The sequence below is a fragment of the Planococcus sp. ANT_H30 genome (assembly GCF_008369335.1).
GTDB lineage: Bacteria > Bacillota > Bacilli > Bacillales_A > Planococcaceae > Planococcus > Planococcus kocurii.
Map to the genome: position 1 here is coordinate 207,913 of NZ_VOBJ01000005.1, position 15,040 is coordinate 222,952.

Annotated in this window: 15 protein-coding genes and 12 tRNA genes; 6 read left to right on the plus strand and 21 right to left on the minus strand. The window is 41.3% G+C overall.

Annotated elements, in window-relative coordinates:
- Positions 1-28 precede the first annotated feature (28 nt).
- A complete protein-coding gene (locus FQ085_RS12510; RefSeq protein WP_149456737.1) occupies positions 29-859 on the minus strand; it encodes an aldo/keto reductase in 831 nt (276 codons plus the stop codon).
- 151 nt (positions 860-1,010) lie between these two features.
- Between FQ085_RS12510 and FQ085_RS12515 the strand changes: the two genes are divergently transcribed.
- Complete coding sequence (locus FQ085_RS12515; protein WP_149456738.1) at positions 1,011-2,312, plus strand: NCS2 family permease; 1,302 nt, start codon at positions 1,011-1,013, stop codon at positions 2,310-2,312.
- 36 nt (positions 2,313-2,348) lie between these two features.
- On the opposite strand, the gene FQ085_RS12520 is transcribed toward FQ085_RS12515, so the two are convergent.
- The 3 genes from FQ085_RS12520 to queG all read right to left on the minus strand — a co-directional run bounded on the left by FQ085_RS12520 (position 2,349) and on the right by queG (position 4,590).
- Positions 2,349-2,651 (minus strand): hypothetical protein, encoded by a 303-nt coding sequence (locus tag FQ085_RS12520; protein WP_078080221.1) that lies wholly within the window; start codon positions 2,649-2,651, stop codon positions 2,349-2,351.
- 310 nt (positions 2,652-2,961) lie between these two features.
- Positions 2,962-3,435: a tRNA (uridine(34)/cytosine(34)/5-carboxymethylaminomethyluridine(34)-2'-O)-methyltransferase TrmL gene (gene trmL / locus FQ085_RS12525; RefSeq protein WP_058386941.1), complete on the minus strand. Its 474-nt coding sequence runs from the start codon at positions 3,433-3,435 to the stop codon at positions 2,962-2,964.
- A gap of 9 nt (positions 3,436-3,444) precedes the next feature.
- Complete coding sequence (gene queG, locus FQ085_RS12530; protein ID WP_058385979.1) at positions 3,445-4,590, minus strand: tRNA epoxyqueuosine(34) reductase QueG; 1,146 nt, start codon at positions 4,588-4,590, stop codon at positions 3,445-3,447.
- A gap of 65 nt (positions 4,591-4,655) precedes the next feature.
- Between queG and FQ085_RS12535 the strand changes: the two genes are divergently transcribed.
- Entirely contained in the window at positions 4,656-5,318 is a 663-nt protein-coding gene (locus tag FQ085_RS12535) for a B3/B4 domain-containing protein (RefSeq protein WP_058385980.1), read from the plus strand.
- Positions 5,319-5,379: 61 nt separating this feature from the next.
- Here the strand turns inward: FQ085_RS12535 and FQ085_RS12540 are convergent, their stop codons facing one another.
- A complete protein-coding gene (locus tag FQ085_RS12540; protein WP_149456739.1) occupies positions 5,380-6,315 on the minus strand; it encodes an Ig-like domain-containing protein in 936 nt (311 codons plus the stop codon).
- 27 nt (positions 6,316-6,342) lie between these two features.
- Positions 6,343-6,516, minus strand: coding sequence for a hypothetical protein (locus FQ085_RS18105; RefSeq protein ID WP_188074748.1), 174 nt, complete (start codon positions 6,514-6,516; stop codon positions 6,343-6,345).
- Positions 6,517-6,757: 241 nt separating this feature from the next.
- On the opposite strand from FQ085_RS18105, the gene FQ085_RS12545 reads away from it, so the two are divergent.
- Positions 6,758-7,804: a C45 family autoproteolytic acyltransferase/hydrolase gene (locus FQ085_RS12545; RefSeq protein ID WP_058385982.1), complete on the plus strand. Its 1,047-nt coding sequence runs from the start codon at positions 6,758-6,760 to the stop codon at positions 7,802-7,804.
- A 41-nt stretch (positions 7,805-7,845) separates the two neighbouring features.
- On the opposite strand, the gene FQ085_RS12550 is transcribed toward FQ085_RS12545, so the two are convergent.
- The gene (locus tag FQ085_RS12550) at positions 7,846-8,898 is read right to left on the minus strand and encodes a C45 family autoproteolytic acyltransferase/hydrolase (RefSeq protein ID WP_149456740.1); all 1,053 of its coding nucleotides are present in this window, start codon (positions 8,896-8,898) and stop codon (positions 7,846-7,848) included.
- A gap of 416 nt (positions 8,899-9,314) precedes the next feature.
- Here FQ085_RS12550 and FQ085_RS12555 point away from each other — a divergent pair, with 416 nt between their 5' ends.
- Genes FQ085_RS12555 through FQ085_RS12565 form a run of 3 tightly spaced genes read left to right on the plus strand, consistent with a single transcriptional unit; the run spans position 9,315 to position 11,822 of the window.
- On the plus strand, positions 9,315-10,511 hold the full coding sequence (locus FQ085_RS12555; protein WP_149456741.1) for a M20 family metallopeptidase: 1,197 nt from the start codon (positions 9,315-9,317) through the stop codon (positions 10,509-10,511).
- Between the two features lie 47 nt (positions 10,512-10,558).
- Positions 10,559-11,386: a DUF3100 domain-containing protein gene (locus FQ085_RS12560; protein ID WP_058385985.1), complete on the plus strand. Its 828-nt coding sequence runs from the start codon at positions 10,559-10,561 to the stop codon at positions 11,384-11,386.
- On the plus strand, positions 11,370-11,822 hold the full coding sequence (locus tag FQ085_RS12565; RefSeq protein ID WP_058385986.1) for a hypothetical protein: 453 nt from the start codon (positions 11,370-11,372) through the stop codon (positions 11,820-11,822). The genes FQ085_RS12560 and FQ085_RS12565 overlap by 17 nt, the downstream gene beginning before the upstream one ends.
- A 164-nt stretch (positions 11,823-11,986) precedes the next feature.
- Here FQ085_RS12565 and FQ085_RS12570 read toward each other — a convergent pair.
- The 14 genes from FQ085_RS12570 to FQ085_RS12635 form a co-directional block, all read right to left on the minus strand.
- Positions 11,987-12,070, minus strand: a tRNA-Leu gene (locus FQ085_RS12570).
- A 105-nt stretch (positions 12,071-12,175) separates the two neighbouring features.
- Positions 12,176-13,174, minus strand: coding sequence for an inorganic phosphate transporter (locus tag FQ085_RS12575; protein WP_058385987.1), 999 nt, complete (start codon positions 13,172-13,174; stop codon positions 12,176-12,178).
- A gap of 15 nt (positions 13,175-13,189) precedes the next feature.
- Positions 13,190-13,807 carry a DUF47 domain-containing protein gene (locus FQ085_RS12580; protein WP_149456742.1) on the minus strand — a complete coding sequence of 206 codons (618 nt, stop codon included), beginning with the start codon at positions 13,805-13,807 and terminating at the stop codon, positions 13,190-13,192.
- A 210-nt stretch (positions 13,808-14,017) separates the two neighbouring features.
- Positions 14,018-14,101, minus strand: a tRNA-Leu gene (locus tag FQ085_RS12585).
- A 9-nt stretch (positions 14,102-14,110) separates the two neighbouring features.
- A tRNA-Cys gene (locus FQ085_RS12590) sits at positions 14,111-14,184 on the minus strand.
- A gap of 6 nt (positions 14,185-14,190) precedes the next feature.
- Positions 14,191-14,265, minus strand: a tRNA-Gly gene (locus tag FQ085_RS12595).
- Between the two features lie 6 nt (positions 14,266-14,271).
- Positions 14,272-14,343, minus strand: a tRNA-Gln gene (locus tag FQ085_RS12600).
- An 11-nt stretch (positions 14,344-14,354) separates the two neighbouring features.
- Positions 14,355-14,430 (minus strand) — tRNA-His (locus FQ085_RS12605).
- Positions 14,431-14,470: 40 nt separating this feature from the next.
- Positions 14,471-14,546 (minus strand) — tRNA-His (locus FQ085_RS12610).
- Positions 14,547-14,564: 18 nt separating this feature from the next.
- Positions 14,565-14,638 (minus strand) — tRNA-Trp (locus FQ085_RS12615).
- Between the two features lie 6 nt (positions 14,639-14,644).
- Positions 14,645-14,728: transfer RNA gene (locus tag FQ085_RS12620), tRNA-Tyr, on the minus strand.
- A gap of 3 nt (positions 14,729-14,731) precedes the next feature.
- Positions 14,732-14,807: transfer RNA gene (locus FQ085_RS12625), tRNA-Thr, on the minus strand.
- A gap of 18 nt (positions 14,808-14,825) precedes the next feature.
- A tRNA-Phe gene (locus FQ085_RS12630) sits at positions 14,826-14,901 on the minus strand.
- 17 nt (positions 14,902-14,918) lie between these two features.
- Positions 14,919-14,994 (minus strand) — tRNA-Asp (locus FQ085_RS12635).
- Positions 14,995-15,040: the final 46 nt, after the last annotated feature.

Below are 15,040 nucleotides of genomic sequence, written 5' to 3' on the forward strand. Positions count from 1 at the left end.
AATTTTCTCTACTTAAGTAGAGGATCTTTTAAACCTTAATGTCATCTGGATGTGTTCCGCTACGCCAATCTTGGTTTAACCCATCGATTATACCCATTTCTTCTGGAGTCAACGCGAAATCAAATACTTGCGCGTTTTCTTGAATGCGTGAGGGTGTTACTGACTTTGGAATAACGACTAAATCATTCTGCAAATGCCAACGGATAATGACCTGTGCAATTGATTTATTATGCTGTTTTGCGATTTCCACTAACACAGGATCCTCTAGCAAACGACCTCTTGCAAGTGGCGACCACGATGTTACTACAATGTCATTTGCGTCGCAATAGTTTCGCAATGGCACTTGTGTCAGTTGTGGATGCAATTCAATTTGATTGACCATTGGTTTTGTATTGGCCGTAGCCATAATTTTCTCCAAATGATGCTCTTGGTGATTTGAAACACCAATGGAACGAACGAGCTTTTCGTCGTAAAGACGTTGGATGGCACGATACGTGTCTACGTATTTCCCTTCAATCGCCCAATGTGTCAAATACAGATCCAAATAATCAAAATCCAGACGTTTTAGCGATGCTTCAAATGCACGCAAAGTTTCATCATAGCCTTGGTCCGTGTTCCAAACTTTCGAAGTGATAAACAAGTTCTCGCGTTTAACACCCGAATTCCGTACCGCTTCGCCTACTTCTGCTTCGTTGTCGTAAATGGTCGCTGTATCGATTGCTGTATAGCCTGCTCCAATTGCCGTAATCATCGCTTCTACTGCTGCTTCTTTGTCGGTCATTTTGTAGACACCGAGGCCGAAGCGGGGCATTTCTACACCATTATGTAATTGTTTTGTTGAGTTGATTGTTAACTCCATCTATCATCATCCTTTCATCTTTCTATTGTACAAATAATATTAGATTAATTCGACTTTTAGGATTTCGGTGCAAGCTCTTGCACTCTCCGATTAAAACGAATAATATATATCATGTTGTGTAAAATTGTTCGTGTTTTAGGAGGAGTTTTTTATGTTTCATATAAAAGAAAACAATACGACGATAAAGACTGAAGTGACTGCTGGAATGACGACTTTCCTAACCATGGCCTATATCGTCATTGTCAATCCAGTCATCTTAGGTGCTGCAGGTGTGCCGTTTGATCAAGTATTTTTAGCTACGATTATCGCCGCCGCCATCGGAACTTTATGGATGGCCTTAGCCGCTAATTACCCCATTGCCATTGCACCCGGCATGGGATTGAATGCTTATTTCACTTCTATGATACTCGGATCAAATGGGGCCATCGATTACGTAACTGCCTTTGCAGCTGTATTTGTAGCGGGTCTTATTTTTATTTTATTGTCATTGACTTCTTTGAGAAAAGTGCTGATTCAAGCTATTCCTGAAAACTTAAAGCATGCTATTACTGCTGGAATTGGTTTGTTTATCGCGTTTATCGGTATGAGACTGAGCGGCTTGATTGTTGCAAACGAGGCGAATTTGGTCGGCTTAGGTGATTTAACGTCTCCTCCTGTCGCCTTAACGTTGCTCGGCTTACTAATTACTGTCATCTTTATGTCATTAAATATTAGTGGTGGTATTTTTTACGGTATGATTGTCACAGGAATGGTTGCCTTTTTCACTGGTCAATTAAAATTTGAAACAGGATTTATAAAATTACCGTCATTGCCCGAAGGGATTCTGATTTGGAATCCGTTAGAAGCTCTTCAATTGGTCATTGAATATGGTCTTTATGGCGTTGTCTTTTCTTTCTTACTCGTGACGTTGTTTGATACGACTGGCACAATGATTGGTGTCGCCAAACAAGCTGGCTTACTAAAAGACAATAAAATGCCTAGAATGCGCCAAGCGTTGCTAGCAGATTCGTTCGCAGCTACTGCCGGTGCTATGGTTGGAACCAGTCCAACTACCGCGTATGTTGAATCTACGGCAGGTGTTGCAGCGGGTGGTCGCACCGGTCTTACAAGTTTAACAGTTGCCGTTCTTTTCATACTCGCAGCGTTTTTTGGACCGTTAGTCGGCTCTTTATCAAGTGTTGCTGCCATTACAGCTCCTGCATTAATTATCGTTGGCAGTTTAATGATTGGTGCAGTCAAACAAATTGAGTGGGAAAAATTCGATGAAGCTTTCCCTGCCTTTTTGATTGTACTCGCTATGCCGTTAACATCGAGTATTGCAACGGGGATTGCTTTTGGGTTTATTTCTTATCCGTTAATGAAAATCTTCAAAGGCAAAGGCAAGTCGGTTCATCCAATTCTTTACGTCTTTGCGATTTTGTTCACGATTCAACTATTAATCGCACCTCATTGATGATAGATGTAAAAAAACCGCCAAATTGGCGGTTTTTTAGATTCTATTTCTGGTGAATGTTGCTGACAATAATAACACAGCTGCAGTAATCAAGTGGAATACCCAACCGACACCTGGAATCCATGCGATTATGCTTGTAATGATTCCGAGAATCGAACCTGCTTTTGGTGAATATTCACGGAAGCTGAAGAATAAAGTAATCGCGTGAAGTACGAACATAACACCTAACGCTGAGTAACCTGTGCTGATGACAAAGCCTCCGCCAATTAACGGGATTGCTAGAAAGGCTTCAGCTAAGCCTGTAATCCAAAGTAACGCAACAGAAATCTTCATTTTCATATATCTTCATCCCTTCTATAAAAGTTGCTATCTTCTTTATACGAACGATAACAGCTAAGGTTTCATTATTTACGAGACCGTCAGAAATTATCCACATTTCAAACGATGTTGTATATTTCATTTTTCCCGCTTGTAAGCTATACTAAACAAAGATGCACATTTCAAGGAGGTCATTCTTATGAACTTAATCCTTATTTTAGGTATTTGTGTTTCGTTCTTAGTAGCTATTTTTACTGCTGGATACGATGACAAACCTGGAACAAACGAAAGAGAATAGTGTAAAAGGACAGCGAAATTCGCTGTCCTTTTTTTATTCTAAGCCTGGATAATCTTGTTGACGCAACGCTTCGTACATGAGTATCGCTGCCGTATTCGACAAATTAAGTGAACGAATATGATCGTTCATTGGAATTCGCAAGCAATGATCTGGGTTTTGCTCGATCAGTTCTTTCGGCAATCCTTTAGTTTCTTGTCCAAAAACGAAGAAATGATCTTTTCCTCTATCGGAAAAATCGTATGAAGTATGCGGCTTTGCGCCGAACTTCGTAATATAGTAGAACACCCCGTCTTGGTAACTGTCAAACAACTCCTGCAACCCGTCATAATAATAAATATCGACATGTTCCCAGTAGTCCAGCCCGGCGCGTTTAAGCATTTTATCGTCTGTCGAGAAACCGAGCGGCCGGATTAAATGCAACTTAACTCCTGTCCCGGCGCATGAACGCGCGATATTCCCTGTATTTGCTGGAATCAGCGGTTGGTACAACACAATATGAATAGCCAAATCTGTCACTTATCCTTTCAATCTTTCAGCAAAAAATGCCAATCCTTTTTGAATTTCTTCTTGCACTTCACCATCTTTTTCTAGCTGTTGCACGCGCTTTAATGCTTCTAATCCTTCATCAGTGCCAATTTTACCAATTGCCCAAGCCGCAGTTCCTCGAATGACCGGTCGCTCATCACTGTCGAGCAATTGAATCAAAACAGGTATAGCAGCTGTTTCTTTAAAATGTGCTAACGCCAAAATAGCATTTCGCTGAATCGGTTTTTTGCCTCGCCACGATCCGGACACATAACCAAACTTATCTTTAAACTCACGATTAGAAATTGTTAATAATGGCAGCAATAAGGGTTTCGCAATTTCTGGATCTGGCTCAAACTCTGCATGAATTTGATTGGCTTTTCGCTTGTTTTTCGGACATACCGTCTGACACGTGTCACAGCCATATAGCCGATTGCCAATTTTGCTACGAAACTCATCCGGTAAAAATCCTTTTGTTTGCGTCAAAAACGAAATGCAACGCTGAGCGTTTAATTGGCCGCCTTCGACAATCGCTCCTGTTGGGCACGTGTCGATACACAACCGACAGTCCCCGCATTGATCTTCCATTGGCTCATCAAAACGAAACGGGATATTGGTAATCATCTCACCCAGATACACGTACGAACCAAATTCTGGCGTGATAATGTTCGTGTTTTTAGCACTCCAGCCAATGCCAGCTCGTTCTGCTACTGCCCGGTCAGATAGTTCTCCTGTGTCCACCATCGATCGCATTCGTGCTTCTGGGTAACGCGACGCAATGAACGCTTCTAACAGCGTCAGCCGCTCTCTGAGAGCGGCATGGTAATCCTTGCCCCAAGAGGAACGAGAAAACATGCCTCGCCTTGCGCCTTTTACTCCTTGCGGTGCATCTTCCATCTTTGATGGATAAGCAATGGCAATCGCAACAATACTAACGGCTTCATTTAGCAACAGCTCCGGCCTCGTACGTTTTTCCACATCTGATTCTTCAAAGCCTGACTGGTAATTTAACTGCTGCTGACGAATCAATTGATGCTTTAAGCTATAAAAAGGTTCTGCCGATGCAAAGCCGATTTTATCAATTCCGATGTCCGAGGCATACGCAACAAGCTCTTTTTGAAATTGATCAAGATTCATGTCGTAACCCCTCACTCAATTCTATGATACGATAATAAAAACCCATACGCGAAAGGAAGATTGCAATGAAGCTGACAATCGATCCTCAAATAAACGAGATTCTAGGCGATTTTAAAATTGGCATCATTCTTTATAACAATATCACCGTTTCCGATTCACCTCAAATGTTAAAAGGCCGTTTGCAACTTTTTCAAGAGCAATTGTATTTCGAGTTAGAAGATAAAGACTTTACCGATTTTCCTGGTTTGCTCGAATGGCAACTAATATGGAAAGCATTAGGAGCCGATCCAAGTCGTTACCGACCGTCTGCTGAAGCATTATACCGTCGTATTAAAAAGCAAAATTATTTATCAGTCGTCGATTCTGCTGTCGACATGAATAGCTTTTTGTCGCTCCAATACGAAATTCCACTAGGTCTTTACGATGCTGATAAAATTTCAGGCGATATTGAAATTACGGTTGGAACCAGCACAGACCGCTATGAAGGCTTAAATAACCGCACCAATACATTGACTGGTATTCTCGTATCCAAAGACGACGAAGGCGCTTTCGGTAGCCCTTATGTCGATTCTAAACGGACGGCTGTTACAGAACAGACAAAAAATGCAGTACATATTTTTTATCTGCGTCCTTCTATGCAAAAAGATACGGCTTTGCAGCTGCTTACCGCCGCTTCGAATATGTTTACCGGTATTAACGGCGGAAATGCCGAGTTTTATGTTATCTAGTAAAAATACAAAAGACCGACACTTTCAATTTTGAAAGTTGTCGGTCTTTTTCTTATTCTACTTATTTTTTAACAACTACTTTTGTAGTCTTATTGCTAATGTTCCCGGCTTTATCTTTTGCCGTTACTTCAATTGTTGTACCTGTTTTCTGCGCTTTTATCTTCACAGAATAATTACCCTTTGCATCAGCTTTCACTGAACCTAACACTGTTTTCCCTACTTTTGCTGTAACTGTAGCATTTGCTTCTACTTTACCGGTTATTTTTAAGTCCTTACTAGTAATTTTATTGATTATTGGTTTTGCTGGGGCTGTCTTATCTGCTACCGTTACTGTTGCATTTGAACTTTTGTTTTTTGCACTGTCTTCCGCTGTAATATTCAATTTCACACCAGCTTTTTGAGCAGCTATTTTAGAGGAAAATACGCCTTTTGTTGTAGCTTTTGTTGTAGCTATAACCTTACTGCCATTTTTTATTGTAACTGTGGAATTTGCTTCAGCTTTCCCAGTAATAACCAAATCGTTATTGTCAATTGCGTTAACAGTCGGTTTAGATGGGGCAACGTTATCTATAAAGGATGTAGCCATAATATATAGATCTGATGAGCCATTGCTGTAATCATCTGCATCAATTACTGGAATATAATAAGTGCCTGCCTTAGCTTGATAAACTTGAATTTCTACATTACCGTCATAATCACTAGCTAAATAGCTAAGCTTTCCCGTGTCTTTAAAATCTTTTTCAGTTGCCATGAACAAAAGGTCGATTTCATAAGACGTTGTTCCCCCACCAACAGCCAACATACCGTCGCTTGGAACGATCACTTTGTAAAAATCCAAATCATAATCAGGTAGTAATTGTCCTACCGTGGGTTTTGAATAAGATAATTGATTAGCGAAATCAAAGTCATCATTTGGTTCTTGCTCTATCAGGTAATCTGAAGCTGCGCGGTTAACTGTAGATGTATTAGCTTGTGGAACCGAGTGTTTCTGAATCAACAACTCTTTTTGTAGCTGTGATTCTAGTTACTGAATAGTCGAAGATTTCAGTAGTTTTTGTTCAACAGGCAATTTCTTTTGAAAGGTTGATAATTGTTTAACTGCCTGTGAATATTGTGTATTTGCAAATGTTGTTTCCGTTGATACCGTCAAAGCTAAAAGACCTGATAAAAATAATAGAACCCCTGTTTTTTTACTCATATTAACCCCCTTTTTAATGATTACTTTTACCTACTGGAATATCATACAATATATAACAAACTAAGCCTAGTTATTTTTTTATTGTAAAAAAGTCTTTCCTACAGATAAGTTAACTGCACGACGAGATCACTCATTGACAACTAGTACAACACAACTAGTAGTCCATAGGCATATTCTTTTCTATTTGCCTATAAATGCAGTAAACTCTTCTTACATTAATTAGTAAAAGAGGGGTCAATACGTGAAACGAGTACACAGTGACATCGTTCAGTTTCGTGGAAGCCATTACGATTTTGGTCAAATGCAAGGAGAATTATTGAAAAAGTCCGTAATTCTTGCCAACCGCCAAAAACAACGAACAGCTTCCAGTCGCCATTTGATTATAGATGAACAACGCGCTAAAAACATCTTGCAAACGTTAGCACCACGTGTGTGGGAAGAAATTAACGGCCTTGCTGATGCGTTAAATTGGTCGTTGCATGATGCCATTCGAGAATTCGGCGGCTATTATTTAGAATACACACGAAGTGGCTGTTCGATTTATACCGAATCCGACTTTATGGTTCGCAATTACGATAGTTCCCCACAAGGCTATGAAGGTCGACTTGCTTTGTATCAACCAACTGATGGTGGATTTGCCACGATTGGCCCGACGATGCAAATAACCGGTCGCACGGATGGTATGAATGAAAAAGGGCTTGTTATGGGGTATAACTTTATCAATCGACGCAACTCTGAAGATGGTTTTATTTGCAATATGATTGGCCGGTTGATTTTGGAAAATTGCGCTACCATTGATGATGCAGTCGAGTTATTAGAAGAACTGCCTCATCGTCGTTCGTTTAGTTATGTCTTACTTGATCGTACAGGAAGATCAGTGGTCGTTGAAGCATCGCCTCGTTTTGTCGTCGTTCGTGACTCCGCTGTATCGACCAATCATTTTGAATTGCTCGTAGAAGAAAATCGGTACCAAATTGATGATTCTCGCAGAAGAGAAGACGCTATGTTAAAGCAACAACAAAATAAAATCGATGCCTATAGTGCATTTCGTCTATTAAACGACTCGAATCAAGGTGTCTTTTCAACAAAGTACAGCACCGCTTCAGGAACCTTGCATACCGCTTCTTACTTTCCGCATAGTCTCGAAATTGGATTTGCCATTGGTCCTGACCGTTTGCCACTGATGCTCGATTTCGATAAATGGTTACAAGGTGAGCGACTATACGCCAAACGGATCAATGGGAATATTGACACACATTTTCCATTTGCTCATATGGCAGAACTATAAAAAACAGGTGCCAGCAACTAAATTGCTGGCGCCTGTTTTGTTTAGCTGAATTGTTTGTCGACATGTGCAAAGCCAATATCCGTATCTACTACTCCATGGATTTGCTGAATGTTCAAATTTTCTCCGCGTAGCCAGCCTGCAAAATCAAAAACGGTTGGCTGTTGATTTCCACCGAGTGCAAACCAAACTTCTTTGTCTTTTGGCAAATAAAGAGATGTGTGAATCGTCCCCGCCCAGCTCTTGTAAAGCTTCGAAAATACACCTTTGCCTGTGTCGTTAAATAAACGAAATGCTTTCAATGCGTCTGCCGTTTGGCTTTGCTGACTTTGAATAACTTCTAAACGGTCAAACGAATCCTTTAAATAATTGCGGTTTTCGTGCTGCTGAATTTCAAAATGATTGGTGCATGCGTTACTGATGCGGACATCAACCGAGCGAGGGCTTGCTTCGATGATGCGTGTTCTTCCGCTTGTATCTGTGACAATATAGCTGAACGACCCACGGTGAGGAAGCTGTTTTAACAGTTCCACCGCTTCTTCAATTGTTGCACAAGTTTCTAGAATAATCCGCCCGATTAAATAACACACAAAGCCGTCTCCTGGCTTTTTTCGGTGTGTAAAATTATAGCCCATGGCAAGTCCTTTTTCATTCATGCCGTCCATCCGTCCGATAATTCGTGATGTTGGACCAATCGTCGCAAATCCACCATCAGTTGGTTGAAACAAACTAAAACGTCCTTCATAGGTCTGCGGGTGAAAATCATAATTTCGAACCATAAAATCTGTGCCTGTCACGATCGAACAGCCAGATGGCATGGCATCGATTCGGTATCCACCAAAATCGCGCAGCACTTCCTCCATCGGCAAGCCGAGACTTTCCTGCAGACCCACTAACTCATGCCAGATCCGAGGAGCAAATTTACAATAAGCTTCTGCCGTTTCTGCCACATCTATTTTAAATCGTGGTCTTTTTGCTTTCCACTGCTTTTGTCGATTCTCCAATATTATACTATTCTTTAACAGCTCTCCTTGCTTGAATCCAAAATCGTAATGACTTCCTCTAAATTCTAAAATGTTACTATGTATAGATTTCATCAAATTCTCCTTTGTAGTGCAGAATCACTGATTAGGTTTTAGCATACACATTTACGATAAAAAACTCAAAAGCAGCGTTTGAAAAGTTGTTCTTAAATTAAAGAAATAATTCCTTATTAAATTCGATCCTTATTATTAAGTAAAGCAACTTACTCTTTCTACTCTTCATTTTGTTTATCCAGTTGATTTTGCTATTTCAACTGCATAAACACATCAATCCAAGTATTCTTTATAGTTATACTACTAACATATTCAACAGTCGTTCTCATAGATAGTCCTTATTAATCCTAAATATACTTTTTACACCAAGAATGGAAGTTAATATAACTGAATACTTTTTATTTTCCGCAAAAGCACCTTAAAATTCACTGAAAATTATGATAGGATAAGACTATTATTCTAAAGGAGGGTTTTTTTTGGATCAACTATTCACTAAGCTCGATAAACTGTACGACGAGATTGTCGATATTCGGCGCCATCTTCATGAATACCCAGAACTATCTTTTGAGGAGGTGGAAACAGCCGAATATATTGCTCTTTTCCACGAAAAATTAGGTCACGAAGTCCGCAGAAATGTTGGTGGTAACGGTGTGCTGGCCTACTTAAAAGGTGACAAACCTGGTCCAACTGTTGCTTTGCGCGCGGACTTTGACGCCCTACCGATTCAAGAACAAACAGACGTGCCTTTTAAATCTAAAAATGACGGTGTCATGCATGCTTGTGGCCATGATGGCCATACGGCGAGTCTACTCGGTCTAGCGAAAGCATTAAATAGTATGCAATCAGAAATTGAAGGTACCATTGTCTTTTTGCATCAGCACGCAGAAGAACTACCACCCGGCGGAGCCATCGCCATGATTGAAGACGGCTGTCTCGATGGCGTCGATGTTATTTTTGGTACGCATTTACAAGCACAAATGCCTCTTGGAGAAATTGGTTATCGCTCAGGTCCTCTTCAAGCCGCTCCAGATCGCTTTGACATTAAAATCCTTGGAAGAGGTGGGCATGCTGCAAGCCCTCACGATACAAAAGACAGCATTGTCATTGGGGGACAACTGATTAATAACTTGCAACAAATCGTCAGCCGCCGAATCAATCCATTGGAATCTGCTGTTATCTCAATTTGTAATTTCGAAGCTAAAAATCCCTATAATGTTATCGCGGACACGGCTGAAATGACTGGAACTGTACGGACATTCAAAGAAGACATTCGTAGTTTTATCGAAGAAGAAATTGAACGCGTCATTGCAGGAACTTGTCTCGTTTCAGGAGCAGACTATGAATATACCTATACACGCGGTTATCCAACAACAGTCAATCACGAAGAGGAAACAAATTTTCTAGCAGCTCTCGCATCCTCTGTCCCTGGAGTAGAAGAAGTTAGAGAAACACCACCTGTCATGGGTGGCGAAGATTTCTCGTATTACCTTCAACATATAAAAGGAACGTTCTTTTTTACAGGTGCACAGAGCCCAGACAACACTGATGCTTACCCACATCACCATCCAAAATTTGATATTGATGAACGTTCTTTGCTGATAGCCGCAAAAGCATTAGGCACAGCGGCACTTAACTATGCGAAAAAATACCAGTCTGCTATTAACGCAAGCTAATCACTAACGGAGAGCCAGTTCTCCCACATAAAAGGAGTAGATGTTACATGGGCGAACAAGCTTTTAAATTGTGGAAAGATTGGCGGCTACATGTCATCGTTTTAGCGATTGTAGCCGTGACTGAGTCGATTGGTACATTCGCTATTCCAGTTGGACCTGGGACCATTCTATTGTTGCCGATGCTTTATGCAGTTGTGATTGGTCTCGGATTGTATTTCACTCCACTGGTAACCGATAAACAATCGATTAACGCAGAACCTTTAGTATTTCTCTCAGTTTCTGTACTGATAGCTAAATTCGGTGTCCAAGCAGGACCCGCTCTGCCTCAAATCATCGAAGCCGGTCCTGCTCTATTGTTACAGGAATTTGGTAACCTTGGCACGATCTTATTAGCTCTTCCTTTAGCTGTATTTCTAGGACTCAAGAGAGAAAGCATCGGTATGACGCATTCTATCGGACGAGAAGCCAACCTTGCTCTGATTACCGATAAATATGGTTTATCCTCTCCCGAAGGACGCGGCGTTATGGCTATGTATATTTTTGGTACCGTCTTCGGATCGATTTTTATTGGGTTGATATCAGGCTTTTTAGCTACCGTGACGCCCCTGCATCCGATTTCTTTCGCCATGGCGACAGGTGTGGGCAGCGGCAGTATGGCAGCGGCTTCTCTAGGTCCTTTAATTGCCGCATTTCCTGAGATGAGTGAAACCTTGACTGCCTTTTCAGGAGTCAGCAACTTAATTTCCTCAGTAACAGGTCTATACATGAGTATTTTTATTGGTTTGCCCTTAACGGTTAAACTGTATGAGATTCTCTCTAAAAACAAAGAGAAAAAAGCAGCGAAAGGAAGCGTAGATTATGATAAAAAGTCTTAAAGAATGGATACTGGTCTTTATGATTATTGGTGTGATCATGCTGATTGGTAATTGGATTGGCTATGATATACTTCCTTGGGATGCGCTTCCCGGAATAGCCATCCTAATAGGCATTAGCCTGGCCGGATTGGTTATTCACCGCCTACTACCATTCAAGTTGCCTAGCATCGCTTACATCGGCATTATCGGTCTAATATTGACAATTCCGGGTATGCCGGGAGCAGCACAAATTGTCACTTACACGACAGAAGTTACTTTATTAGCAATTGCTACGCCTATCTTAGCTTATGCCGGCGTATCCATTGGCCGTTCATGGTTCGACTTTATGCAATTAGGTTGGAAAACTATCGTAATTGGCATGGTGGTTCTGCTCGGAACATTTCTTGGCTCAGCAGTCATCGCGGAAATTATCCTTCGATTTCAAGGAATTATTTAACGTTAACCAAAAGACCACCGCAAAAGCTTTAGCTTTTGCGGTGGTCTTTTTACTAGTTCTTTAAGAATCTATTTACTGCTACTTATCCTCAGCAATCCATCTTAAAAATTCCAAAAAGAAAAGCCCAACAATAATGTTAGGGCCTGTCATCTAATCTTGCGGTATACCGGCGGTCGGGGTCGAACCGACACTCCGGTGAAGGAACGGGATTTTGAGTCCCGCGCGTCTGCCAATTCCGCCACGCCGGCAAGTATTTCTTTAGCGGACAAGAATTATTATAGCACATCTCATTTCGCTCGCCAATACTTTATTCGTATAACAAATAATTTTGCAAAAATAGGTGTTTATCTTTTTTACAAAACCAGATTAAGAAGAAAGTAGAAGACAGCGGCTAACATCGCCGATATTGGCATTGTAATCACCCAAGTGATTAACATAGTCTTGGCTGTACCCCACTGAACGCCTTTAACACGATGCGCTGCCCCAACTCCCATTATAGAAGACGAAATAACGTGAGTTGTACTAACTGGCAAGTGAATCAGAGTAGCACCAAAAATTACTGCTGCACCTGTCAAATCAGCTGCTACACCATTAACTGGACGAATTTTCATGATTTTCCCGCCCACCGTTTTAATAATTCGCCAACCGCCAACCGAAGTCCCTAACGCCATCGCTAGGGCACATGTAGCTTGTACCCATAATTGGATATCATCAGAGCTTTGATAATTATTCACAATCAATGCCAACGTAATAATCCCCATCGCTTTTTGCGCATCATTCGTCCCATGGGAAAATGACTGCAATGCAGCAGTGGCAATTTGAATTAATCTAAAATTCTTATTTGTTTTTGTTAAATTATGATCTTTGAATACTATTTTAAAAACACTATACATGAGATAGCCCACGACCAAAGCAAGAATTGGTGAAAAGATTAAAGCTTGCAAAATTGCTAGAAAGCCACTGTAATTAAGAGCTGCAAAGCCAGCCCCTGCAATAGCTGCTCCAGCTATTGAACCAATTAGCGCGTGTGAGGAGCTACTTGGAATTCCATAGTACCAAGTCAACAAATTCCACGTAATAGCCGCTAATAAAGCTGCTAGAATAACGACAGAGCCATTATCGAGCGCAAAAGGATCGACGATATCCTTGGTTATTGTTTTAGCAACACCCGTAAAAGCCATAGCACCGACAAAATTCATAATGGCCGCAAGCATAATTGCACGTCTCGGTGTTAGTGCTTTTGTAGAAACCGCAGTAGCTATCGAATTTGCCGTATCATGAAACCCATTGATAAAGTCAAATATTATAGCAAAAATGACAATCAAAACTGTTAACAGCAATACCATATCCATTAGTCATTTTGCTCCTTAGGCGTTTTTCATAATAATTGATTCGAATGTATTCGCGACTTGCTGACAATGATCAGCAATTTCTTCTAACTCTTCATATATGTCCTTGTATTGAATAATTCGAATCGGATCTTTTTCAGTTTGAAACAGATTTTTTATGGATCGACGCAGAACGGCATCACATTTAGATTCGTAATCTTTAATTTTAATGGCATGAGATCTCATCTGAGGCAGCTTCTTAGAAACCATTAGTTCGACTGCCATTTCTATCTCAATCGTGCTCAATCGAATTGCTTCAACAAATTCAAGCATGTATTCATCTGCTTCTACTATTGAATACATATCAAATCGTGCAGCTGTGTGTTCTAAACCATCTAATACATCATCCATACTCATTGCTAAAGCCAATATATCTTCTCGTTCAATTGGCGTAATAAATGCGTTGTTAAGATCTTGGATTATGGAATGTACAAAAGAATCTCCTTTTGTTTCATAATCCTTCATAGTGTTTGAAAAAATGATCAAGTCATTACTAGCTTTTAATTTATACTCAGCAAAATAAGCTGCACTTTCTTTTAAATTCAACGCAATGTCACTCAACTGCAATGCAAACTTATCTTTCTTTTTGAAAGCCATTCTCTCTACCTCCACTATTTTCGCAACATAATTTCTCAGCTAAATTATAATAGCTTATTTCTCGAGATATTAACACTATCTATATAATCAATTTACAAATTCTTAATAAACCGGAATTTTCAGTTTAACCTAAACTCAATAAAAAAACCTCTTAACTATGATTTCTCACAGTTAAGAGGTTTTTGAAAGAGCAGGCAGGCTCTTTCGTGATACCGGCGGTCGGGGTCGAACCGACACTCCCGTGAAGGAACGGGATTTTGAGTCCCGCGCGTCTGCCAATTCCGCCACGCCGGCAAAATATTATGGAGGCGGCAACCGGACTCGAACCGGTGATAAGGGTGTTGCAGACCCATGCCTTACCACTTGGCTATGCCGCCAAATATTGGAGCGGAAGACGAGGTTCGAACTCGCGACCTCCACCTTGGCAAGGTGGCGTTCTACCACTGAACTACTTCCGCTTAAAGCTGGGGTACCTGGATTCGAACCAGGGCATGACGGGATCAAAACCCGTTGCCTTACCGCTTGGCTATACCCCACTAGTAAAAGATGGGGCGGACGAGGGGAATTGAACCCCCGAGTGCCGGAATCACAATCCGGTGCGTTAACCACTTCGCCACGACCGCCACTTTATTATTTATAAGTTCACTTAATGAAATGAAAACATGGGGCGGACGAGGGGAATTGAACCCCCGAGTGCCGGAATCACAATCCGGTGCGTTAACCACTTCGCCACGACCGCCATCATAAAATTAAAAATTGGCAGGGGCAGTAGGAATCGAACCCACATCGGAGGTGTTGGAGACCTCTGTTCTACCGTTAAACTATGCCCCTAAAAACTGGTGGTGGGGGGCAGATTCGAACTGCCGAACCCGAAGGAGCGGATTTACAGTCCGCCGCGTTTAGCCACTTCGCTACCCCACCTAGTGGTGCCGGAGAAAGGAGTCGAACCCTCGACCTACTGATTACAAGTCAGTTGCTCTACCAACTGAGCTACTCCGGCACAAATATTAATAAAAAATGGTGGGTCAGGACGGAATCGAACCGCCGACACTTAGAGCTTCAATCTAATGCTCTACCGACTGAGCTACTGACCCACTTTGTTAAGTAAAAATGGCGGTCCCGACCGGGATCGAACCGGCGATCTCCTGCGTGACAGGCAGGCATGTTAACCGCTACACCACGGGACCATTTGGTTGCGGGGGCAGGATTTGAACCTGCGACCTTTGGGTTATG